This is a genomic window from Methylobacterium sp. E-065, from assembly GCF_022829605.1.
GTDB lineage: Bacteria > Pseudomonadota > Alphaproteobacteria > Rhizobiales > Beijerinckiaceae > Methylobacterium.
Genome location: NZ_JAKSYD010000296.1, coordinates 119,752 through 140,130 on the forward strand (window position 1 = coordinate 119,752; position 20,379 = coordinate 140,130).

Sequence of the window (20,379 nt, forward strand, 5' to 3'; positions counted from 1 at the left end):
TCGGCACGCACGCGCCGCCCCGCCCCTGTCTAGCAAGAACCGCCCGCGGGAGGGGAGTCCCACCAGGTCCTCATTTAGGGCTTGAATCCGGCGCGCTCAGCCCTGAATATAGCCTACGCTATATTTTTGAGGAGAAGGTGGGCATGGTGGCGCCGAACGCCGCGACGGCTCCCGGAAGCGCCGCGCCCGGGGCGATGAGCCGGCGGACCGAGGGCGCGATCCGTGACGTCCTCGACGGGCGCGGGGGCGGCCGAGGCCGGTTCCTGCTGTTCGTGGGGCCCGCCGTGACGGCGTCGATCGCCTACATGGACCCCGGCAACTTCGCGACCAACATCCAGGCTGGCGCCCGCTACGGCTACGGCCTCCTCTGGGTGGTGTTGCTCGCCAATTTCACCGCGATGCTGTTCCAGGCGCTCTCGGCCAAGCTCGGGATCGTCACCGGGAAAAACCTCGCCGAGCATTGCCGGGACGCGACGAGCCGCCCGGTGCGCCTCGCCCTGTGGGGCATCAGCGAGGTCGCCGCCATGGCGACCGACCTCGCGGAGTTTTTGGGCGGCGCCATCGGCCTGTCGCTGCTCACCGGCATGCCGCTCATGGCCGGGATGGCGGTCACGGCGGTCATCACCTACGCGATCCTGCTCCTGGAGCACGAGGGTTTCCGGCCGCTGGAGATCGCCATCGGCGTCATGGTTGGCACGATCGGCCTCTGTTACGCGGTCGAGCTGCTGGTGGCCCCTGTGGCCTGGGGCGAGGCGGCGAAAGGCCTCGTCACCCCAAGAATCCCGGACGCGGAGGCGCTGACCATCGCGGTCGGGATCATCGGCGCCACCGTGATGCCGCACGCGCTGTTCCTGCATTCGGGCCTGACTCAGGGGCGGGGCAACCCGCGCAGCGAGGCCGACCGGCGCCTGCTGGTGCGCTACTCGAACCGCGAGGTGGTGGTGGCGCTGCTGCTCGCGGGCCTCGTCAACATCGCGATGGTCATCATGGCGGCGGCGGCCTTCCATCTCGGCCACAGCGAGATCGCCGAGATCGGCGAGGCCTACCGCACCCTGACGCCGCTGCTCGGGCCAGCGGCCGGGGCGGCCTTCCTGGTCTCGCTGCTGGCGTCGGGCATCTCCTCCTCGGTGGTGGGGACGCTGGCCGGCCAGATGGTGATGCAGGGCTTCACCGGCTGGCGGATCCCGCTCCTCGTCCGCCGGCTCGCGACCATGTTGCCGGCCTTCGTGGTGGTGGCGATCGGCGTCGATCCGACCCGGGCGCTGGTCCTGTCGCAGGTGGTGCTGTCGCTGGCCCTGCCGGTGCCGATGGTGGCTCTGGTGCTGTTCACTCGGCGCCGGAGCGTGATGGGGCCCTTCGCCAACGGGCCGCTGACCCAGGCGGCCGCCGTGACGGGGGCGGCGGTGGTGCTGGCGCTCAACATGGTACTACTGGCGGCGGCGTTCGGGGTGCCGGTGCCGGGACTGGGGTGAATCCCGTCGGGATGAAGATCAGCTGTCGCTGCCCACATGCCAAGGGTTGAGCAATGGCGCGCCGGTTGCTGCGAAATCGGTGGTGTTGCGGGTAACGATCGTCAGGTCGTGCACGAGGCCCGCCGCGGCGATCCACGCGTCGCGCTCGCTCCGTGGGTCGGGAACGTGAAGACGCGCGCAGCGCAGCGCGATGGCATTATCGATCGGCAGGATGCGGCCGGCGAAGGCAGGCAGAACGCGCTCGTGCAGCCGGAGGCGCAGCGTGGCGGCCTGACGGGCATCGCGGCGCTCGCACCGGGCGATACCGAGTTCGACCTCCATGATCGTGACGACGGAGAGAGGGAGGTTGGGGGGTGCGACCTGTTCGGCCCAGGCCTCGACTTCGGGACTGATCCTGCCGCTGCGCCGATTGCGCAGTTCGGACAGGACGTTGGTGTCGAGGAGATACATGAGAGCGATCTCCGCCGAAGTGGACGTCGGTTCGGAGCAAGAGTGCGCCTCACAACAAGGGCTTAGAGCCGTGCGCGATTGGGCACGGCTCTAGTCGAAGGAAGCTGGGCGCGGGATACTCGGCGGCCGGTCGAAATCGATCTCGATCTCGCCGACACCCTCCATGTCGAGGGCATCGAGGATGGTGCCGGGAACCGCTTTCATACGCTCGTAGGCACCGAAGGGCAGGACCGCCATGATCGGCTTGCCGCGCTCGATGATGATGACGGGCCCCTCGGCCGCCGCACGCCTGATGCGGCCGGGCGCGCGGTTGAATTCGCGGCTGGTGAAGGTCGATTCGGTCATGCTGCCCCTCGCAGGTCGCGCCGTGCAGAAGAGATCGGTGGCGTGACCGGACCTGTCAAACAGTCTCGATCTGGCCTTCCGGCAGCCCCCCTCACGTTGCCCGCACCACCACCTCGACCAGATTGGCGCCCCCCGACCGGATCCCCGCCTCGATCGCCGGGGCGATGTCGGCGGCCCGCGTCACCCGCCGGGCCGGCACCCCCATTGAGGCGGCGAGTGCCGGGAAGTCGATGCGCGGGTCGGTGAGGTCCATGGCGATGAAGCGGTTGGCGCGCACCGAGGCGTAGTGCGCCTGGCCCTTCATGAAGGTCTTGAGGATGTTGTACTCAGCGTTGTTGATCACCACGAAGGTGACCGGCAGCTTTTCGTGTGCGGCGGTCCAGAGCGCCTGGGGCGAGTACATCGCGGCCCCATCCCCCACCACGCAGACCACCGGCGCGCGATCGAGCCCTAGGGAAAACCCGACCGCGGCCGGCATGCCCCAGCCGAGCACGCCGCCGCGCATCGCCGCGTATTGATGGGCCGAGGAGCTGTCGAGGAAAGTGCGCAGGTGGGTCAGCGTCGCGGGGGCCTCGTCCACGATGGTGGTCTCGGCCCCGACCGCGCGGGCGACCTCCCGGGCGGCGACCAGCGGCGCGATCACCGGATCCTCGAAGGCCGCATCCGCCGCGGCGGCGAGCTTGGCCCGGCGCTCGGCCCGGGCGGTCACGGCCTGGGCGCGTAGATCCGCAAAAACCTCGTCCCGGTCGGCGAGGCGAGGCCTTAGCAGCGGCAGCAGGGCGTCGAGCGACGCGCGGATGTCGCCCACCGTCGACAGGCCGGTGGCGTAGGTGCGCCCAAGGTCGCGCACATCCGCCGAGAGCTGAAACACCTGCACCCCAGGCGGCACCGCCGAGACCTCCGAGTAGAGTACGGTGATCAGCGACTTGCCGCCGAGCGCGAACACCGCGTCGTAGCGCCCGAGGATCTCCGCGATGGCATCCGCCCGGGTCGGCAGGTTGCCGGCCCAGAGGGGGTGCGCGGTGGGGAAGGGGATGTGGGCCGGCCAGGACGAGCCGTAGACCGGCGCCGCCAGCAGGTCGGCCAGCGCCACCATCTGGGCCGAGGCGTCCGAGGCCTCGATCTCGTCGCCCGCGATCAGGGCGAGGCGGCCCGGGGCGATCGCGGCGAGTTTGTCCGCCAAGCGGTCGAGGGAGCCCGCCACCGCCCGCTGGTCGATGGTCGAGGTCTCGCCCGCCGGGACCGTGCTCATCGCCTCCATCACGTCCATGGGCAGCGATAGGAAGACCGGGCCGGACGGGGCTGCCCCTGCATCGTGAAAAGCCCGGCGCAGCAGGATCGGGATCTGGTCCGGGCTCGTCACCTCGCGCGCCCATTTCATCACCGGGTCGGCGATGGCCACGAGATCGCCCATCAGGAGCGGGTCGGTCAGCGCGTGGCGCAGGTCCTGCTGTCCGGCGGTGACCACCAGCGGCGTACCGGAGACCTGGGAATTCACCAGCCCGCCCATGGCGTGGCCGAGGCCGCCCGCCGTGTGCAGATTGAGGAAAGCGGGGCGCCGCGCGCCCTGCGCATAGCCGTCCGCCATGGCGACCGCGGTCGCCTCCTGCAGGGCGAGGATGTAGGCGATGTCGGGCGCCTCGGTGAGCGCGTCGATCAGCGGCAATTCGGTGGTGCCGGGATTGCCGAAGATGTAGCGCACCCCCTCCGAGCGCAGCACCTCCACCAGGAGGTCGGCGCCCCGGCGGCGGCCCGCTGCCTCGACGGTCTCGATCGTCATGTCTGGCCCCCAGTCGAATCGGCCCGGAGGCTAGACCATGGGCACCCCAGGACAAGCCCCGGCGGCAGCCTGGCACCAGCCTGCGCCAAGGCTCATCGAGGGGGTCAATGCGCGGCTCTTCGTCGGCTTGCGCCCCCTTCGGTCGCATGGTGCAACGACTCACGAACCCGTGATCCCGGGTCTTCCCGGGGTCGCAAGGTCCCGCCGGCCGATGCGGCCCGTTGGAAGGACACCATGGACCAGCGGACACCGTCCGATCTGTGCCGCGACGCCGAGGCCGCGGCGCGCGTGATCTCCCTGTCGGCGGCGCGGCGTGCCGCGGGCCAGGATCGCGACGATGGGTTCCCGCACGCGGATGTCGCCGACCTCGCCCGCCTGGGCCTGCTCGCCGCGCCGGTCCCGGTGGCTTTGGGCGGGGCGGGTCTCGGCGCGGAGCCGGGCGCCGGGACGCTGGCCGAGGTGCTGCGCCTCGTCGGCTCCGGCAGCCTGGCGCTCGGACGGCTCTACGAGGGCCACGTCAACGCCCTCCAGCTCATCGCCCAGTACGGCGAGGCCGGCCAGCGCGCGCGCCTGTTCGCCGATGCCTGCACGGGCCACCTGTTCGGCGTCTGGAACACCGAGCCGGCCGGGGCGGGCCTCGCCCTGGAGACCGACGAGGATGGCCTATCCTTGAGCGGCGCGAAATCCTTCGCCTCGGGCGCGGGCTTCGTGACCCGCGCCCTGGTCACGGCGCCCTGTCCGCGCGGGGGCGGGACCCTGATGCTGGTGGTGCCGCTGGAGCCGGGCACCCGGGCCGCCCTTTCGGCGTGGCGGGCGCAGGGCATGCGGGCCTCGGCCACCGGAACCCTCGATTTCGGCGGGATCGCCCTCTCGGACGACGCCATCCTCGGACACGCGGACGACTATTTCCGCCAGCCGGCCTTCTCGGGAGGCGCGTGGCGGTTCCTGGCGGTGCAGCTCGGCGGCATCGAGGCCGTGTTCGATGCGTGGCGGGCCCATCTCGTGCGCCTCGGGCGCGGGGCCGATCCCCATCAGCTCGCGCGGCTGGGCGAGGGCGCCATCGCGGTCGAAGGGGCGCGGCACTGGGTGGCGCGGGCGGCGGATCTGGCCACCGGCGGGACGCTGCCGGCCGCCCGCGTCGTCGCCTTCGTCAACCTCGCCCGGCTCGCGGTGGAGAAGGCCGGGCTCGACGTGCTGCAGCTCGCCCAGCGCTCCGTCGGCCTGCCGGGCTTCCTGCACGGACATCCCCTGGAGCAGCTCTCCCGCGACCTCGCCACCTATCTGCGCCAGCCGGGGCCCGATCGGGCGCTCACCGGGGCGGCGGCGGAGATCCTGGCGGCCGGGGAGGGGGTGGCCTACCTGTGGGACGGGGAGGCCGCGTGAACCGGATCCCGGGTGCGGCGGTGGCCTCCGACTGCCTCGAACCGGCGCGGGCCGTCTGGCGCGATGCGCCGCAGCGCTACGGCCGCGTCAGCCGCGGCTTCCACTGGCTGATGGCGGCTTTGTTCGCGTGGCAGTTCGCGGGAGCGCTGCTCTATGTCGGCCTCGGCGACACGGCGGTGACGCGCCTCGTCGGCGGAAGCCACTTCACCCTGGGGGCGACGTTGTTCGCGCTCGCGCTGCTGCGCGGCGCCTGGGGGCTCGCCAACCTCCCGCGCCGCCCGCCGCATCGGGGCCGCCTGGGCCGCGCCGCGGTGGCGGGCCATGCCGTGATCTACGCGCTGATGATCCTCGTGCCGGGCCTTGCGCTGCTGCGCCAGTACGGATCGGGCAAGCCGTTCACGCCCTACGGCATCCCGCTCATGCCGGGCCGGGACGACAAGATCGCCTGGATGGTGGCGCCGGGCGACCTGCTGCATCACTGGCTGGCCTTCCTCCTGCTGGCGATCCTGGTCGGCCACGTCGCCATGGCGGTGCTGCACCGTGCCCTCTGGAAGGACGACGTGCTGGCACGGATGGCCGGTCGTTCCTGAGAAGGCTGCCGTCCGGCAGCCCCGGGATTGGCGACGCATTTGCATCGCATCGTCCGTCAACCCGGGTTGTCGAGGAGGCGGACGATGCGTTCGGTCTTGGCTCTGATGCTGGCGACGTTCGCACCGGCCGCGGTTCAGGCTGCCTGCGTGCCGGTGCCGATGCCCGAGACATCAACCGAGCTTAGAAGCTCCTTCGGCACACGGATGCAGCAACTCGGAGCCGGGGACTGGAGCTTCGCGATCGAGACACCGCGCGGGACGATGTATCACTCCCGTTCGACCCTGGTTCGGTTCTTCACCAAGGAGGCGGGCGACCGGATCGAGGAAGCCGGCCTTCTTCTGCCCCCCGAGGGCACGACGGCCGACGCCGCCCGGATGGAGGCCGCGGCGACCTTCCTCGGCGCGCATATCTCCGGATCGTCCGAAAGCAACCTGCAGTCCCGCGTCATCCGCGCGATCGCCGTCACGCGCAGGGATGGAACCGGCCAGGCCGTGCGTGAGGACGACACCGTGCTGATGTTCTCCAGTCCCGAGCCGGGCGCCGTCGCGCTGGTCGCCGGCCGCATGCGCTGCCGGTGAGGCTGCTTCAACCACGTGCCCCGCGCAACCGGGCGGGCCTCCGATCGGTGCAGAGCTGGCCGGAACCGCCGCGTGTCCGGCATGCGGACCGGTTCTCGGGGCCCGGCGCGCCCAGCCCCCGCCCGTGCGCGCGCCTGTCCCTCATGCGGCCTTGGCGGGCAGCCGGAACAGGTCGATGAAAGAGCGCGCCAGATCGGCGTCCCCCGCGAAGGCGAGCGTGCCGCCAGCGCCGTCCCGGGCCAGGGGCGCCTTGCCGTAGATCGTGCGGCGCATCGCCATCGTATCACCCGTGAAGGCGAGGTCGGGCGCCGCCACGACGCCCCGGCTCACGTGGATCTCGCCATCGCGCACAGCCGCGACGAAGTCCTCGCCGGGAAAGTGGAAGGCGACCGACACCGGCAACGCCATGGCCGGCGCGCGTTCGACCAGGGCCTGGAGCGACATCATCGCGGAGGCGGCCGACATGAACAGGCTCGGATCATGCCGGGGCGAGCGCGCGGCCCAGCGGCCCATGGCCCGCATCAGCGGCGCGGCTTCGTGGCCCCACGTCGTCAGATCGTAGACCTGCACGTTGGCGGGGGACGGCAGGCGGTAATGTCGGACGATGCCTACGGCTTCCAGGCTGTCCAGGCGCTGCGTCAGGACGTTGGCGCTGATGCCCGGGAGGTTCACCCGGATCTCGCCGAAGCGCCGGGGGCCGAAGACCAGCTCGCGCATGATCAGCAGCGACCAGCGCTCGCCGATGAACTCCAGGGCCAGCGCGGTGCCGCAGGCATCGTCGTAACGACGCCCGCGCGTCCTGGGTACCTCGATAGTTATTTTTTCTGACTGCATGGTTGCTTTCTATAACCGCTCCTGGCAGCCTGGGCAAAGCGGGGCCGGCCGGCGTGCCGCGAAGCGGCCGAAGCGCCGAGTGTCACGGAGGAGCGCCCGATGCCACCTGCCGAGGGGACGCCCATCTGGTTCGAGCTGAACGCCAGCGATCAGGACGCGGCGCATGCCTTCTACGAGGCGGTCGCCGGCTGGCAGGTCCTGCCGTCGCCGATGCCCGAGCATGGCGGCTACCGGATCGCACACGCCGACGGGACGCCGGTCGCCGGGATCCGGCCGTCGATGCCCGAGGCGCCCGGCCTTCCCGGCTGGGCGGTCTACCTCGCGACCCGCGACGTCGATGCCCTGGCGTCCCGCGTCGTCGAGCTCGGCGGCCGGATCCCGTTCGGACCGATCGACATCCCCCATGTCGGTCGCTTCGCGATGGTGTGCGATCCGCAAGGGGTGGTCTTCGCCGTGATGAACGCGGCGCGCCCCGGCGAGAGTCGCGCCTTCGGACCCGTCCCGCTCGGGACGGAGCGGACCCTGGGGCAGGGCGTGTGGATCGAGCTGGCGACGCCGGATCCGGAGGCGGCGCTGGCGTTCTACGGAACGCTGTTCGGCTGGGAAGTGCTCGGGGCCATGCCGATGGGCGCGATGGGCGCGTACACCTTCATCGGCCGGGGCGATCTCCGACCCGGCGCGGTGATGTCGAGCGCGGCCACCGGCGCACCGGCGCGGTGGAACTGGTACGTCCACGTGGCCGACATCGACGCCGCGGTCGCGACGGTCCGGGCGCGCGGCGGCACGGTGCTGCAGGGCCCCGATCCCATCCCCGGCGGCAGCTACTCGGCCAACATCGCCGATCCGGCGGGCAACCGGATCGGCCTCGCCGGTCCGCGTCAGGCGGCGTGACGGGAGACCGGTGATGACAAGCGATAAGCTGACGACCTGCCTGTGGTTCGACCACGGCGAGGCCCGCAGGGCCGCGGAATTCTACGCTGCCACCTTTCCGGACAGCCATGTCGGCGCGCCGATGAATGCCCCGTCGGATTTTCCCGGCGGATCCGCGGGCGCGGAGTTGACGGTCGCGTTCACCGTCCTCGGCCGGCCGTTCGTCGGCCTGAACGGCGGCCCCGCCTTCAAGGCCAATCAGGCAGTCAGCTTCATGGTGCTGACGGAGGATCAGGCGGAGACCGACCGCTACTGGAACGCCCTCGTGGGCGGCGGCGGGGCGGAGAGCCAGTGCGGCTGGTGCACCGACCGCTGGGGCTTCTCCTGGCAGATCACGCCACGCGCGCTGCTGCGCGCCAACAGCCATCCCGACAGGGCCGCGGCCCGGCGCGCGTTCGAGGCGATGATGTCCATGCGCAGGATCGACATCGCGCGGATCGAGGCCGCCGTCCGGGGGGGAATCCGCCGATGCGTAAGATCACCGGCTCCCTCTTCCAGTCGCTCGACGGCGTGATCCAGGCACCGGGTGGCCCGGAAGAGGATCAGACCGGATTCACGCAGGGCGGCTGGACCTTCCCGTATTTCGACGCCTCGCTCGACGGACCGATGGGCAAGCTGCTCGGGGGCACATACGAATTGCTGCTCGGCCGGCGCACCTACGAGATCTTCGCGGCCTACTGGCCGCATAACGGCGATCAGCCGATCGGCGCGACCTTCAATGCCGTGCGCAAGCATGTCGTGACCTCGTCCGACCGGGCGCTCGGCTGGACCAACAGCCAGCGACTGGTCGGGGACCCCGTCGCGGCGGTCACCCGCCTGAAGGAGAGCGATGGCCCCGACCTCCTCATCCAGGGGAGCAGCATGCTCTATCCGGCGCTGCTTCCGGCGGGTCTCGTCGACCGGATCGTCCTGATCACCTTCCCGGTGATGCTCGGCCGCGGCAAGCGCTGGTACGCGGACGATCCGTCGGCCGCCCGAACCTGGACGCTGGTCGAGCAGGCGCACTCGCCGAGGGGCGTCCACGTCGCGACCTTCGCGCGGGACGGCGCGGTCCAGACCGGCAGCTTCGCCACGAAGCCGCCGAGCCCGGACGAGCGCGCGCTCCGCCAGCGCCAAGCGGCCGGCGACTGGTAGACGGTCGGCATCCGGGGCGACATCCGGCCCGGCGTTCCGCCGCCGGAATCCGGCGTGCCCTTCCTGCGAGGGCCGTCGTTCCGACCGCCTGGCCGATCAGGCGATGCCCGCTATGGCGATGGCGAGGTTCTCGGGGCCGCGGAGGGACGCGCCCGGCCGGTACGGCGGCGGGTCGTCGAGGAGCCGCGGCGCGACGAGGCGCCGGCAGAGCGCGACGAGGGCGATCTCGGCTTCGATCCGCGCGAGCGGCGCCCCCACGCAGTAATGGAGGCCCCCGCCGAACCCGAAATGCTGGTTGTCCGGCCGGTCCGGATCGAACCGGTCGGGATGCGCGAACCGCGCCGGGTCGCGGTTTCCGGCGGCGAAGAGCAAGACCACCGACGATCCGGCCGGGATCGTCGTGCCTGCGACCTCGATGGCGCCGAGGGTCTTGCGGGTGCGGAAATGGACGGGGGGCTCGTAGCGTAGCATCTCCTCGATCACGCGGGGCGCCCGTTCGGGGTCGGCCTTCAGCTTCTCGAGCTCCTCCGGATGCCGAAGCAGGGTGAGCATGCCGTTGGTGATGAGGTTCACCGTCGTCTCATGGCCCGCGACGAGGAGCAGGATCGCCGTGGAGATCAGGTCGATATCGCCCATGGCCGGGTTCTTCCGGTCGCCGCGGGCGGCGAGGCCGCTCAGCATGTCGTCGGCCGGATGGCGACGCTTCGCGCGGATCAGCCGGCGCATGTAGCCGGAGATCGCGTCGAAGGTCGCGGTGATCTCCCGTCGCCCCGCCTCGTCGTGGCGGGCGTCCGGCTCCAGCGCCGTCGCGAGGCGGATCGCCCAGGCGTGGAACTGCGCCTCGTCGGCCTCGGGCACGCCCAGAAGCTCGCAGACGACCGCCACCGGCAGCGGATAGGACAGATCGTCCACGAGGCACACCCTGTCGCGGCCCCGGCACTTGTCGATCAGGGCGTCGACCAGTGCCGCGACCTTGGCGTGGGAGTCCCGCACCCGGGCGATGGTGAATTCCTTCATCACGAACCCGCGCAGGGTGTCGTGATCGGGCGGATCGCGGAAGATCAGGGGACGGTGGGCGTTGACCACCCGGTTCCGGATCGGGTTGAGGATCCAGTCCTTCAGGGGGTTGCCCGTTCTGGGCCGCCGCGAGGGCGGCAGGTCCTCCGAACTCAACCGGGGATCGAAGATCAGGCTCCTGAGCGCGGCATGGGTGCTGACGACGTAGCTGCCGTCGGCCTGCCGCGATACGGGCGTCTCGCGCAGGCGTGCGTAGAGGGGATAGGGGTTCGCCCGGTTCCTCGGATCGAGGACCTGCGCGAACAGCGTCTCGTCAGACATGGGCCGTCTCCGGAACCGCCGCGGCTCGGTCGGCGGATCGCCGCGGGCTGGTGAAGCCGGGCTCCCGCACCTCGATCCGCGGCTGATCGGTGGCGCCGAGAATGGGCGGGAAGGCCGCCCCGGCGGCCACGGCGTCGGCATAGGCGGGCAGCCAGCGCGCCTGATCGAAGGAGAGGGCGGCGACCGTACGCCCGGCCCGGCCGTAGACGGCGAGGAACCGGCCCGAGGCCCGCGATCCCTGGACGACCGCCAGGGCATCCGCCCCCGCGGTCAGGCCGACGAGCTTGATGTTGAGGCCGAACTGGCTCGACCAGAAGGACGGCAGGTGCGCGTAGGGGACTTGGCCCGCCGCCGGAGCGCACATGTTCGCGGCCGCGTGGCGGGCCTGATCCACCGCGTTGCCCCAGTGCTCGATGCTGCCAAGGCGGCCGCCGGTGAGCGGGTTCGGCCAGCGCGCGACGTCGCCGGCCGCGTAGATGTCGGGATCGGGCGCCCCCGCCATGGTCATGGCGCGGCAGGCCGCATCGCAGGTCAGGCCGCCCGCATCGGCGACGAGGCCGGCCGCGGCGAGCCAGCTCGTATCCCGCGTCGCGCCGAGGGCGACGATGACGAGATCCGCCGCGATGACCGCGCCGACCGGCAGGTGGGCGCGCCGTACCTGTCCCGCCTCGCCGGAGAGGGCCTCCACCTTGGTGTCCGGGCGGAGATCCACGCCGGACGCCCGCATCCGTTCGGCCAGCGTCGCCCCGATCACGGTGCCGAGCAGACGGGCGAGCGGCGTCGGGTTGGGATCGACGAGGGTCACCGCCAGGCCGAGGTCGCGGCAGCAGGAGGCCGCCTCGCAGCCGATCAGACCGGCGCCGACGATCAGGACCCGGCTCGGCCGACGCGCGAGGGCGCTCCGCAGGGCGCGGGCATCCTCCAGGGTCCGCATCGTGAAGATCCCGGCGAGTCCGGCGCCCGCTCCGGGCCATGGCCGCGCCCGGGCGCCGGTGGCGATCAGGAGTTTTTCGTAAGGCAGCGCCGCGCCGTCGGCGAGGCGCAGCACCCGGCGTTCCCGATCGAGGGCGATCGCCGGCTGGCCGAGCCGCCACTGCGCCCGCAGACGAGTCAGCCGCGGAAGCGCGGTCGCCTCGGGGGGAAGCTCGCCCGCAAGGACGTGCTTGGACAAAGGCGGCCGGTCGTAGGGCTGGTGCGGCTCGTCACCGACCAGAGTGAGGGGCCCGTCATAGCCGCCGTCCCGCAGCGCCTCAGCCCCGCGCAGCCCGGCCAGGGAGGCGCCCACCACGACGATGCCCGGTCGCTGCCCGTCCATCACGGTTCGTCATCCTCGGCGAGCCCGGCGGGTTCGACCGCGATCGCCCGGACCGGGCAGGCCTGCTGCGCCCGCTCGATCTGCGACCGCTTCGCCTCCGGCGGCGCCGGATCGTAGAACAGGATCTCGTGACCGCGCACCTCGAAATATTCCGGGGCGGCGTAACAGCATTGGGCGTAGCCCTGGCACCGGTTGAGATCGACGACGACACGCATTCACGCCCTCCGTAGAGATGTGCGGCTCGTATTCAGGCGCTCAAGACGGACTGAGTGTAGCGCCTCGCAGGCGCGGCGGTAACCGAGTCCGAACGTCGTCGTGCAGTGCGATCACGCGGAACCGGGAACGTCAGGTTCGGCCGTCGCCCCGCCAGGCGAGGCGGGCCGGCCAAGCCGCGGCCCGGAAGCGCAAAACCGACGGCGCCGCCCGATATCTGACGCGCGCCGCTTTCCTCGGAGCGCGTCGATCGCAGCCGCGGGACGAACGGGTCCGCCCGTCCCAGGCCGCACCGCGATCGCGCACCGCCCGGTCGGGTCGATCTCGCCGAGCAGGCGCCCCCAGGGATCGTCACCAGATCGGCGCAGGTCCACGCTCGGCGAGCCGTCGTGTGCGCAGCCTCACCAACCGAAGCCATGAGCGACCTTGACCCGATACATGACGACCATCATTCTCATTTATCATGACGACTGTCATGTATGACAAGCAGGATCCTCGACCATGAGTGACACGTCCGCCGTCCTGATCACCGGTGCGTCCTCCGGCATCGGTGCCACCTATGCCGATCGGTTTGCCCGCCGCGGCCACGACCTCGTCCTGGTCGCCCGGGACGCCGCGCGTCTCGCGACGCTGGCCGAACGGCTCCGGTCCGAGACGGGCGTCGCCGTCGACGTGCTCCCCGGCGATCTCACGGCCGAGGCCGACCTCGTGCGGATCGAGGCGCGGCTCCGGGACGACGCGCGCATCGGCGTGCTGGTGAACAATGCCGGCGCGGCCGGGCAGGGGGGCTTCCTCGATCAGGATCCTGGGGCGGCGGCGGCGCTCATCGCGCTCAACGTCACCGCGCCGACCCGCCTCGCCAGCGCCGTCGCGCCGCGCTTCGCGCAGGCGGGGTCGGGGGTGATCGTGAATATCGGCTCCGTCGTCGGCCTCGCCCCCGAGTTCGGCATGGCCGTGTACGGGGCGACCAAATCCTACATGCTGTCCCTGAGCCAGGGCCTGCAACGCGAGCTCGGTCCGAAAGGGGTCTACGTCCAGGCCGTCCTGCCGGCGGCGACCCGGACCGAGATTTGGGAGCGCTCCGGGCGGGACGTGAACACGCTTCAAGGCGTGATGGAGGTCGGCGAACTCGTCGATGCGGCACTCCAGGGCTTCGACCGCCGCGAGGATGTGACGATCCCGCCCCTGCCCGATGCCGGCCAATGGCAAGCGTTCGAGGCTGCGCGGATCGCGATGGTCCCGAACTTCGCGCAGTCCCACGCCGCGGAGCGTTACCGCGCCTCGGCCTGATACCGAGTCGAACCCCGTCCAGGTCGCTTCACGTCGCGACATCTGCCTATCCGGTCCCCGGCCCGCCCGTCGATCCCATCTGGTGGACCGGCGGGCGGGCCGTTATCGATGCGCAGGGTTGGGGGCCGCCGAGCGGACCCGTCGCCGATGCCCTTCGACACCGACCTCAACCCTAAGTCGGCGCGTCGCCGCGTCGTGGCATGGTCCGATTCCCCCGTCGTGGCGATGGGCAGTCCGCGCCTCGGCGGTCTCGACTGCCTGCGGATGATGTGCCCTCTCCGCCGCTGATCGCCCTGCTCGGCATCGACCGCGTCTCGGCCGAGACCGGCCGGGCGCTCACGTCTCGCCTCGACCGCACGATGGGCTGGGCCGGGCCTCCCGCACGGCCCCTCGGTCGCCGCGACGACAACGCCGCCGGCCTTGCTCGGCGCGCTAGGGTAGGCCTAACGCGGGCGGACAGGCGGGGCCCGCCGCCCCGTCACTGTGCTGCCGACTCGGTGGCCGCTTCGAGCAACGCCTTCGCCAGCGCCTCGTCGTCGACGGCACGCGCCAGGACGACGGCCCCGACCAGCGTCGCCAGGGTCGCCAGGGTCTGCTGCTGGCGCCGCTCCTTGGCGGCCCGGGGCGTCAGGCTCGCCAGGGCGGCCGCTAGGTCCCGGACGCCGTCGGTGAACCGGGCCCGGACGGGGCTACCGATCGGCTCCCGTGCGACGTCGTTCGCCAGGGCCGCGAGCGGACAGCCTTTGCCGGGCGTCTGGACGTGCCCGAGGGACAGGTAGTTCGCGAGGAGGTCATCCAGACCTCCGAGGCGCTCCTTCGAGCCCGCCCGCGCGATGTCGAACGCCTCGGCTGCCAGGGCCTCCTTGTTGGCGAACTGGCCGTAGAACCCGCCATGGGTCAGGCCGGCGGCGGCCATGATGTCGGCGACGCCGACCCCGTGCAATCCGCGTTCGCGGAACAGGGCCGCCGCCACCTCGACCACCCGCTGCCGGTTCAGTCTGGCCTGTTCCTGGGAGACGCGGGGCATCGCCTGATCCTTCGAGACGACCTGATATATAGATGCGCGGCGTCATTTAACAGGAGGCCGCGCCGACCGTGCCGTCAGTGGGCGAGGCCGGCCGGCGTGCCCGCCGCGGCGGCGACCGCCCCCGGGCGAGGCGCGCGCGCAACCCGGAACCACAGGGCGTAGAGGGCCGGCAGGAACAGCAGGGTCAGCAGGGTCCCGACCCCGACGCCGCCGATCAGCACGTAGGCCAGCGCGCCCCAGAACACCGAGTGGGTGAGCGGGATGAAGGCCAGCATCGCGGCGGCCGCCGTCAGGATCACCGGACGGGCCCGGCGCACCGTCGATTCGACGATGGCCTCGTAGTCCGACAGGCCCGCCGCGCGGTCGTGGTGGATCTGGTCCACCAAAATCAGCGTGTTGCGCATCAGGATGCCCGAGAGCGCGATCAGGCCCAGGATCGCGTTGAAGCCGAAGGGCTGGTGGAAGATCAGCAGGGTCGGGACGGCGCCGACGAGGCCGAGCGGCGCGGTCGCGAACACCATGAACATGGTGGTGAACGAGCGCACCTGCAGCATGATGACCGTCAGCGTCACGATCAGCATCAGCGGGAAGACCGCCACGAGCGCGTTCATCGCCTTGGCGCTCTCCTCCACCGCGCCAGCCGTGTCGATCCGGTAGCCGGGCGGCAGCTTCGCCTTGATGGCGTCGAGCAGGGGGACGATCTGCGCGTGGACGTCCGGCGGCTGCTTGCCGTCGAGCACGTCACCCTGCACGCGGATATAGGTCTCGCGGTTGTAGCGCTTGAGCACCGCGTCCTCGGTGCGGCTCTCCAGGTGGGCGACCTGCGAGACCGGGACTTGCCGCCCGTCATGCGTGGTCAGGGTCAGGTCGCCGATGTCGCCCAGCGAGCGGCGCTCGGGGCCGGGGCTGCGCAGCAGCACGTCGACGGTGCGCAGGTTCTCGCGGACCTGCGTCGCCGGCGTGCCGTTGAGGTAGCTCTGCAACTGCTGGCCGGCCTCCTTGGGCGTCAGGCCGATCAGGCGCAGCCGCTCCTGGTCGAGGGCGAGGTGCAGGGACGGCGTCTTGTCGCCCCAGTCGAGGTGGACGAGGCGCATGTTGGGATTGGCCATCATGACGTCACGGACCTCCTCGGCGAGGCCGTGGATCACCGCGGGGTCGGGTCCCACCACCCGGAACGCGACGGGGAAGCGGATCGGCGGCCCGAACACGATCTGCAGCACGCGCACCCGCGCCTCGGGGAAGAGCCCGTCGCTCACCAGCTTGCGCAGCTTGATCCGGAGCGCGTCACGCGCAGCCGCATCGGGGGTCTGGACCACGATCTGCGCGAAGGCGGGGTCGGGCAGTTCCGGGTCGAAGGACAGCACGAAGCGCGGCATGCCCTGGCCGATATAGCTCGTGATCTCGCGCGCCTCCGGCAGTTGCCGGACGGCCGCCTCGACCTTCTTGACGCTCGCCTCGGTCGCCGCGAAGGCCGAACCGGTCGGCAGCGTCACCTCGACGATGAGTTCGGGGCGCTCCGAATTCGGGAAGAACTGCTTCTCGACCTTGCCCATGCCGACGACGGCGAGGGCGAACAGCCCGATTGTGATCCCGGCCGCCAGCCACTTGTGGTCGACGGAGGCGCGCACCACGCGGCGCAGGCGCTGATAGTTCTTCGTGGCGTAGATCGCCGCGTGACCGCCCGCGACCGTCTTGATGTTCGGCAGGAGCTTGACGCCGAGATAGGGCGTGAAGGTCACGGCCACGATCCACGAGATGATCAGCGAGAAGCCGACCACCCAGAAGATGTTGCCGGCATATTCGCCCGCCGTGGAGGCCGCGAACCCGACCGGCAGGAACCCCGCGATGGTGACGAGGGTGCCGGTCAGCATCGGCGCCGCGGTGGCGCTCCAGGCATGGGTGGCCGCCTCGACGCGGTCGACGCCCTCTTCCATGCGCACCACCATCATCTCGATGGCGATGATCGCATCGTCCACGAGCAGGCCGAGCGAGATGATCAGGGCGCCGAGCGTGATGCGGTCGAAGTCGCGCCCGGTGACCATCATCACCACGAACACCGCCGCGAGCGTGATCGGGACCGCGAGCGCCACCACGATGCCGACCCGGAAGCCCAAAGCCACGAGGCTGACGACGATCACCACCGAGAGGGCGGTGAAGAACTTGACCATGAACTCGTGGATGGCGTCGTCGATCACCTTCGCCTGGTCGGTGATCTTGGTGAAGGTGATGCCGGTGGGCAGCGCGTGGTGGATCGCCACCTCCTCGGCGTTGAGCGCTTCGCCCAGCGCCAGGCCGTTGAAGCCCGGCTTCATCACGAGGCCCAACATCAGCGCCGGCTCGCCGTCGTTGCGGATCGCGAAGACCTTCGGGTCCTCGTAGCCGCGCTTCACGTCGGCGATGTCGCCGAGCTTGAGGCTGCGGTCCCCGACCGCCACCGGCAGGTTTCGGATCGCGTCGAGTCCGTCGATGGCGCCGTCCAGGCGCAGGTAGACCCGCGGGCCGTCGGCCTCCACGAAGCCGGCCGGCGTCACGTCGTTCTGGTTGGCCAAGGCCGCCAGCAACTGCTGGCCGGTGACGCCGAGCGTGGCGAGGCGCTGGTAGGAGACCTCGACGAAGATCTTCTGGGCCTGCTCGCCCAGGATGTTGATCTTCTCGACGCCGGCGACGCGCAGGAGGCGCTGGCGCAGATCCTCGGCGCGCAGCACGAGGTGCCGGTGCGGCAGGCCCTGCGCCTGGAGCGCGTAAAGCGCGAAGTAGACGTCCGAGAACTCATCGTTGAACAGCGGGCCGAGCACGCCGCGGGGCAGGGTGGAGGCCTGGTCGGAGAGCTTCTTGCGGGCTTGGTAGAACTGCTCCTGCAGCCTGGCCGGCGGCATGCTGTCCTTGAAGTAGACCTTCATCAGCATGATGCCGGGCCGGACCGTGGTCTCGACCCGGTCGTAGTGGACGAGTTCCTGCAGGCGCTTCTCCAGCGGGTCAGCGACCTGCCGCTGGATCTCCGAGGTGGTCGCGCCGGGCCACGCGGCGGAGACCGCCATCGTCTTGACGGTGAAGGCGGGATCCTCGGCGCGGCCGAGCTTCTGGAAGGCGAAGAATCCGGCGGCGGTCACCGCGATGATCAGGAAGAGCGTGACGGCCCGCTCCCGGACCGCCAGGGCGGAGAGATTGAAACCGCTCATCGGACGACTCCCGTCAGGCTGGAGGGCGCCTGCCGCACCGTCTGGCCGGCCTTCAGGAGGTGAGCGCCGAGCGCCACGATCCGGTCGCCGGGGGCGAGGCCGGTGACGATTTCGGCCCCCTCCTCGGACATGCGGCCCAATGAGACCGGCTGGGCGCTGACGGTCTGCGTCTCGGCATCGTATCGCCAGACCGCCGTGCCGTGCCCGACGTCGAACAGGGCCCCGAGCGGGACGTCGACCGACGCCGTGCGCCCGGCCTCCGCCGGCTTGAGCCGGAGCGTCACGGTCGCCCCGAGCGGCGCATCCTCGCCCCCGCCCGACAGGATGTAGCGCGCCCGGTAGGTGCGCGTGGCCGGATCGGCGGTGGCGTACAACTCTCGCAGCCGGGCCGGATAGGTGGTCTCGCCCTCAGCGTAAAGCGTCGCCGAGGCCGCCCCCGTGGCCAGCCGCCGGCTCGCCTCGGGCAGGAACACCTCGGCCTCGCGGGCGCCGTCCCGGGCCAATTTGACGACGGTCTGCCCGGCGGCCACCACCTGTCCCGGTTCGGTCGGCACCTCCATCACGACGCCGTCGGCATCGGCCTGGAGCTCGGAATAGCCGGCTTGGTTCGCCACTTGGCTCGCCTGCGCCTCGGCGTTGGCGAACTGGGCGATGGCGGCGTCCGCGGCGGCCTTGTTCTGGTCGTAGGTCTGCTTCGAGGTCCAGCCGTCACCGACGAGCTTGCGGCTGCGCTCATCGTCGGCTTTGGCCTTGATCATCTGCGCCCGGGCCGCCTCGACCGAGGCCCGCGCCGCGTTGAGCGCCAGGGTGAAGTCCGTCCGGTCGAGGCGCATCAGCGGCTGACCCAGGCGCACGTGGTCGCCCGGATCGACGAGGCGCTCGAAGATCTTGCCGCCGACCCGGAAGCCGAGGTTGCTCTCGGTGCGGGCCCGGATGACGCCGGTGTAACGCGCGATACCGGCCGTCGCCGGGGCGACCGCGACCGTCTGCACCAGCGGCGGCTCCGGTGGCACGGCAGTCTCGGCCGGCGAGCATGCCGCGAGAGCCAATGCAGGAAGCCCGAGCACCCATCTCGCGAACATCGCTCGCCTCTTCGGTCAGCGCTTAAATATGATGCTCATAATCTATATGGCCGGGTCCGTTCGGTCAACGATCTCCCCCGACGGCTGTGCGGCGTCGCACGGAGGCGCGCGGCTTCCGGAGGACGAAAGCGGTCAGACCCTGTCATTCTCTGGCGGTCGGACGTGGGGATTCGGGACGCCGGGCGGCGCGCTTCAGAGCGAAACCGGGCGATCAGCCCGCCGTGCTCGTCCGCGATGCGGTCGCGACCGTGCGCTTTGCGGACGGAGGGCTTGGACGCCTTCGGGTGGCGGCGTGCGGAGCGGGCGTACGAGCGAGGTCCAGGCTGACGGGCGGCGCCCGGGTCGCGGGTCGGGAACCGCCTCCGGAACCGGAACTTGCCCTGACGCACCGACCTGCCGTCGGGCGAGGAGGCCGCCATGTCGATCGACACCGAGAAGCACCATGCGTTGCTCAGCGCGCTGAAAGCGGCGCAGGGCAAGGGCGACGGCTCCTTCGAACAAGCCGTCACCGATGCCTTCGAGCACGTCTTCGAGCATTTGGGCCACCTGAACAGCCATGTCTCGCTCGGCGGCCCCGACGGCGACGACCGCCATCTGAAACCGGGCGAGTCACCGACCCTGCGATAAACCGACCCGTGCGGTCGGTCCGGTTCGGGATCTGACAGCGGAGCCCGAAGACCGGATCCCGGCGGATGCAGCGGGACTTCGAGCGCCGTCACCGCGCAGGCGGACCCCAGTCGCCCAGATGTGATGGAGTGGCTCGGCCACCATCTCGGCGACCACGTCAGGCGCGGTCAGATCCCGCTCGGGACGGCAAGGCTTCACGCAATTGTCGATGGAGTCGAGGTCGGAGCGGATGTCATCCGCATCGTCGGCGCCGAGGGAAGCCGGGAAACCGCCTTGGCCGGCACGAGCCGGGCGGGCTTCCTAGAAACCACGTCCGGCGGATCATCGCCGCGTTCGTCTGCCCACTCGGCCACCGTCGCCTGAGGGTCCAGGTCCACGATCGCAACACGGAGGCCATCCTGGATAGCTGCGACCGCTAAGTGGGCCGTCAGAGTGCTTTTCCCGCTACCGCCCTTACGAGCGGCCATGGCGACAATCTTCATGCCCGACTCTGTTAGGCATAGTCCCCAACTGGTTGAGCAGAATACTTATAGGTCGTCAAACCAACAAGGAACGATACCAGTTTGCTTGTATGGCGATAGGCCATTCTAGGGTCCAGGGGAGCTTGGTCCGGCCGAAAGGTGAGCTTCCGGATCTCATTCGTCGGTCTGTTATGTCGCCACGAAGGTGCGAACGCGACGACGTATTTCGGTAAGACGAGGCGCCTGCGATCATGCGACACCTCGGGCTTGGCCGGAAGCAGCCGCTCCGCTTTGCGCCCATCCCGGTCATTCACGGAGCCGCGGACGTAACTCCATAGCGGACATTCACC

The 20,379-nt window shown here is 70.8% G+C and carries 20 protein-coding genes; 9 read left to right on the plus strand and 11 right to left on the minus strand.

Annotated elements, in window-relative coordinates; all coding sequences use genetic code 11:
- Positions 1-143: 143 nt before the first annotated feature.
- Positions 144-1,472: an Nramp family divalent metal transporter gene (locus tag MKK84_RS34425; RefSeq protein WP_243927378.1), complete on the plus strand. Its 1,329-nt coding sequence runs from the start codon at positions 144-146 to the stop codon at positions 1,470-1,472.
- 18 nt (positions 1,473-1,490) lie between these two features.
- Here the strand turns inward: MKK84_RS34425 and MKK84_RS34430 are convergent, their stop codons facing one another.
- From MKK84_RS34430 to MKK84_RS34440, 3 genes are all read right to left on the minus strand, one after another.
- Positions 1,491-1,922, minus strand: coding sequence for a type II toxin-antitoxin system VapC family toxin (locus MKK84_RS34430; protein ID WP_243927380.1), 432 nt, complete (start codon positions 1,920-1,922; stop codon positions 1,491-1,493).
- 90 nt (positions 1,923-2,012) lie between these two features.
- Positions 2,013-2,267, minus strand: coding sequence for a type II toxin-antitoxin system Phd/YefM family antitoxin (locus MKK84_RS34435; protein ID WP_243927382.1), 255 nt, complete (start codon positions 2,265-2,267; stop codon positions 2,013-2,015).
- Between the two features lie 91 nt (positions 2,268-2,358).
- Positions 2,359-4,047 carry a thiamine pyrophosphate-binding protein gene (locus MKK84_RS34440; RefSeq protein ID WP_243927384.1) on the minus strand — a complete coding sequence of 563 codons (1,689 nt, stop codon included), beginning with the start codon at positions 4,045-4,047 and terminating at the stop codon, positions 2,359-2,361.
- Positions 4,048-4,281: 234 nt separating this feature from the next.
- On the opposite strand from MKK84_RS34440, the gene MKK84_RS34445 reads away from it, so the two are divergent.
- From MKK84_RS34445 to MKK84_RS34455, 3 genes are all read left to right on the plus strand, one after another.
- Positions 4,282-5,430: an acyl-CoA dehydrogenase family protein gene (locus tag MKK84_RS34445; RefSeq protein ID WP_243927386.1), complete on the plus strand. Its 1,149-nt coding sequence runs from the start codon at positions 4,282-4,284 to the stop codon at positions 5,428-5,430.
- A complete protein-coding gene (locus tag MKK84_RS34450) occupies positions 5,427-6,020 on the plus strand; it encodes a cytochrome b (RefSeq protein ID WP_409566574.1) in 594 nt (197 codons plus the stop codon). Before MKK84_RS34445 ends, MKK84_RS34450 begins: the two co-directional genes overlap by 4 nt.
- A gap of 84 nt (positions 6,021-6,104) precedes the next feature.
- Positions 6,105-6,599 (plus strand): hypothetical protein, encoded by a 495-nt coding sequence (locus MKK84_RS34455; RefSeq protein WP_243927388.1) that lies wholly within the window; start codon positions 6,105-6,107, stop codon positions 6,597-6,599.
- A gap of 141 nt (positions 6,600-6,740) precedes the next feature.
- On the opposite strand, the gene MKK84_RS34460 is transcribed toward MKK84_RS34455, so the two are convergent.
- Complete coding sequence (locus MKK84_RS34460) at positions 6,741-7,433, minus strand: winged helix-turn-helix transcriptional regulator (protein ID WP_243927390.1); 693 nt, start codon at positions 7,431-7,433, stop codon at positions 6,741-6,743.
- 99 nt (positions 7,434-7,532) lie between these two features.
- Here MKK84_RS34460 and MKK84_RS34465 point away from each other — a divergent pair, with 99 nt between their 5' ends.
- From MKK84_RS34465 to MKK84_RS34475, 3 genes are read left to right on the plus strand one after another with little or no spacing between them, the layout of a single operon-like run.
- The gene (locus MKK84_RS34465) at positions 7,533-8,324 is read left to right on the plus strand and encodes a VOC family protein (RefSeq protein ID WP_243927392.1); all 792 of its coding nucleotides are present in this window, start codon (positions 7,533-7,535) and stop codon (positions 8,322-8,324) included.
- A 13-nt stretch (positions 8,325-8,337) separates the two neighbouring features.
- A complete protein-coding gene (locus MKK84_RS34470) occupies positions 8,338-8,877 on the plus strand; it encodes a VOC family protein (protein WP_243927394.1) in 540 nt (179 codons plus the stop codon).
- Positions 8,832-9,497, plus strand: a complete 666-nt coding sequence (locus MKK84_RS34475) for a dihydrofolate reductase family protein (RefSeq protein WP_243927396.1) — start codon at positions 8,832-8,834, stop codon at positions 9,495-9,497. The genes MKK84_RS34470 and MKK84_RS34475 overlap by 46 nt, the downstream gene beginning before the upstream one ends.
- 96 nt (positions 9,498-9,593) lie before the next feature.
- Here MKK84_RS34475 and MKK84_RS34480 read toward each other — a convergent pair whose 3' ends face one another.
- Genes MKK84_RS34480 through MKK84_RS34490 form a run of 3 tightly spaced genes read right to left on the minus strand, consistent with a single transcriptional unit; the run spans position 9,594 to position 12,365 of the window.
- On the minus strand, positions 9,594-10,835 hold the full coding sequence (locus MKK84_RS34480) for a cytochrome P450 (protein WP_243927398.1): 1,242 nt from the start codon (positions 10,833-10,835) through the stop codon (positions 9,594-9,596).
- Positions 10,828-12,150, minus strand: coding sequence for an NAD(P)/FAD-dependent oxidoreductase (locus MKK84_RS34485; protein ID WP_243927400.1), 1,323 nt, complete (start codon positions 12,148-12,150; stop codon positions 10,828-10,830). The genes MKK84_RS34480 and MKK84_RS34485 overlap by 8 nt, the downstream gene beginning before the upstream one ends.
- Positions 12,150-12,365 carry a ferredoxin gene (locus MKK84_RS34490; protein ID WP_243927402.1) on the minus strand — a complete coding sequence of 72 codons (216 nt, stop codon included), beginning with the start codon at positions 12,363-12,365 and terminating at the stop codon, positions 12,150-12,152. Before MKK84_RS34490 ends, MKK84_RS34485 begins: the two co-directional genes overlap by 1 nt.
- A gap of 499 nt (positions 12,366-12,864) precedes the next feature.
- Between MKK84_RS34490 and MKK84_RS34495 the strand changes: the two genes are divergently transcribed.
- Positions 12,865-13,653 carry an SDR family NAD(P)-dependent oxidoreductase gene (locus MKK84_RS34495; protein ID WP_243927403.1) on the plus strand — a complete coding sequence of 263 codons (789 nt, stop codon included), beginning with the start codon at positions 12,865-12,867 and terminating at the stop codon, positions 13,651-13,653.
- Between the two features lie 478 nt (positions 13,654-14,131).
- Here the strand turns inward: MKK84_RS34495 and MKK84_RS34500 are convergent, their stop codons facing one another.
- From MKK84_RS34500 to MKK84_RS34510, 3 genes are all read right to left on the minus strand, one after another.
- Positions 14,132-14,680 (minus strand): TetR family transcriptional regulator, encoded by a 549-nt coding sequence (locus MKK84_RS34500; RefSeq protein WP_243927415.1) that lies wholly within the window; start codon positions 14,678-14,680, stop codon positions 14,132-14,134.
- A 74-nt stretch (positions 14,681-14,754) separates the two neighbouring features.
- Entirely contained in the window at positions 14,755-17,859 is a 3,105-nt protein-coding gene (locus MKK84_RS34505) for an efflux RND transporter permease subunit (protein ID WP_243927417.1), read from the minus strand.
- A complete protein-coding gene (locus MKK84_RS34510) occupies positions 17,856-18,941 on the minus strand; it encodes an efflux RND transporter periplasmic adaptor subunit (RefSeq protein WP_243927419.1) in 1,086 nt (361 codons plus the stop codon). The genes MKK84_RS34505 and MKK84_RS34510 overlap by 4 nt, the downstream gene beginning before the upstream one ends.
- Positions 18,942-19,358: 417 nt before the next feature.
- Here MKK84_RS34510 and MKK84_RS34515 point away from each other — a divergent pair, with 417 nt between their 5' ends.
- The gene (locus MKK84_RS34515) at positions 19,359-19,568 is read left to right on the plus strand and encodes a hypothetical protein (RefSeq protein ID WP_243927421.1); all 210 of its coding nucleotides are present in this window, start codon (positions 19,359-19,361) and stop codon (positions 19,566-19,568) included.
- A 194-nt stretch (positions 19,569-19,762) separates the two neighbouring features.
- Here MKK84_RS34515 and MKK84_RS34520 read toward each other — a convergent pair whose 3' ends face one another.
- Positions 19,763-20,050, minus strand: a complete 288-nt coding sequence (locus MKK84_RS34520; protein WP_243927423.1) for a ParA family protein — start codon at positions 20,048-20,050, stop codon at positions 19,763-19,765.
- Positions 20,051-20,379: the final 329 nt, after the last annotated feature.

What these genes read in the sequence shown, in the direction of transcription:
- MKK84_RS34490 (WP_243927402.1), bottom strand. Translation starts at nt 12,365, where the DNA reads ATGCGTGTCGTCGTCGATCTCAACCGGTGCCAGGGCTACGCCCAATGC.
- MKK84_RS34435 (WP_243927382.1), bottom strand. Translation starts at nt 2,267, where the DNA reads ATGACCGAATCGACCTTCACCAGCCGCGAATTCAACCGCGCGCCCGGC.
- MKK84_RS34445 (WP_243927386.1), top strand. Translation starts at nt 4,282, where the DNA reads ATGGACCAGCGGACACCGTCCGATCTGTGCCGCGACGCCGAGGCCGCG.
- MKK84_RS34440 (WP_243927384.1), bottom strand. Translation starts at nt 4,047, where the DNA reads ATGACGATCGAGACCGTCGAGGCAGCGGGCCGCCGCCGGGGCGCCGAC.
- MKK84_RS34455 (WP_243927388.1), top strand. Translation starts at nt 6,105, where the DNA reads ATGCGTTCGGTCTTGGCTCTGATGCTGGCGACGTTCGCACCGGCCGCG.
- MKK84_RS34465 (WP_243927392.1), top strand. Translation starts at nt 7,533, where the DNA reads ATGCCACCTGCCGAGGGGACGCCCATCTGGTTCGAGCTGAACGCCAGC.
- MKK84_RS34470 (WP_243927394.1), top strand. Translation starts at nt 8,338, where the DNA reads ATGACAAGCGATAAGCTGACGACCTGCCTGTGGTTCGACCACGGCGAG.
- MKK84_RS34460 (WP_243927390.1), bottom strand. Translation starts at nt 7,433, where the DNA reads ATGCAGTCAGAAAAAATAACTATCGAGGTACCCAGGACGCGCGGGCGT.
- MKK84_RS34495 (WP_243927403.1), top strand. Translation starts at nt 12,865, where the DNA reads ATGAGTGACACGTCCGCCGTCCTGATCACCGGTGCGTCCTCCGGCATC.
- MKK84_RS34500 (WP_243927415.1), bottom strand. Translation starts at nt 14,680, where the DNA reads ATGCCCCGCGTCTCCCAGGAACAGGCCAGACTGAACCGGCAGCGGGTG.
- MKK84_RS34515 (WP_243927421.1), top strand. Translation starts at nt 19,359, where the DNA reads ATGTCGATCGACACCGAGAAGCACCATGCGTTGCTCAGCGCGCTGAAA.
- MKK84_RS34520 (WP_243927423.1), bottom strand. Translation starts at nt 20,050, where the DNA reads ATGAAGATTGTCGCCATGGCCGCTCGTAAGGGCGGTAGCGGGAAAAGC.
- MKK84_RS34510 (WP_243927419.1), bottom strand. Translation starts at nt 18,941, where the DNA reads ATGTTCGCGAGATGGGTGCTCGGGCTTCCTGCATTGGCTCTCGCGGCA.
- MKK84_RS34480 (WP_243927398.1), bottom strand. Translation starts at nt 10,835, where the DNA reads ATGTCTGACGAGACGCTGTTCGCGCAGGTCCTCGATCCGAGGAACCGG.
- MKK84_RS34485 (WP_243927400.1), bottom strand. Translation starts at nt 12,150, where the DNA reads ATGGACGGGCAGCGACCGGGCATCGTCGTGGTGGGCGCCTCCCTGGCC.
- MKK84_RS34505 (WP_243927417.1), bottom strand. Translation starts at nt 17,859, where the DNA reads ATGAGCGGTTTCAATCTCTCCGCCCTGGCGGTCCGGGAGCGGGCCGTC.
- MKK84_RS34430 (WP_243927380.1), bottom strand. Translation starts at nt 1,922, where the DNA reads ATGTATCTCCTCGACACCAACGTCCTGTCCGAACTGCGCAATCGGCGC.
- MKK84_RS34425 (WP_243927378.1), top strand. Translation starts at nt 144, where the DNA reads ATGGTGGCGCCGAACGCCGCGACGGCTCCCGGAAGCGCCGCGCCCGGG.
- MKK84_RS34475 (WP_243927396.1), top strand. Translation starts at nt 8,832, where the DNA reads ATGCGTAAGATCACCGGCTCCCTCTTCCAGTCGCTCGACGGCGTGATC.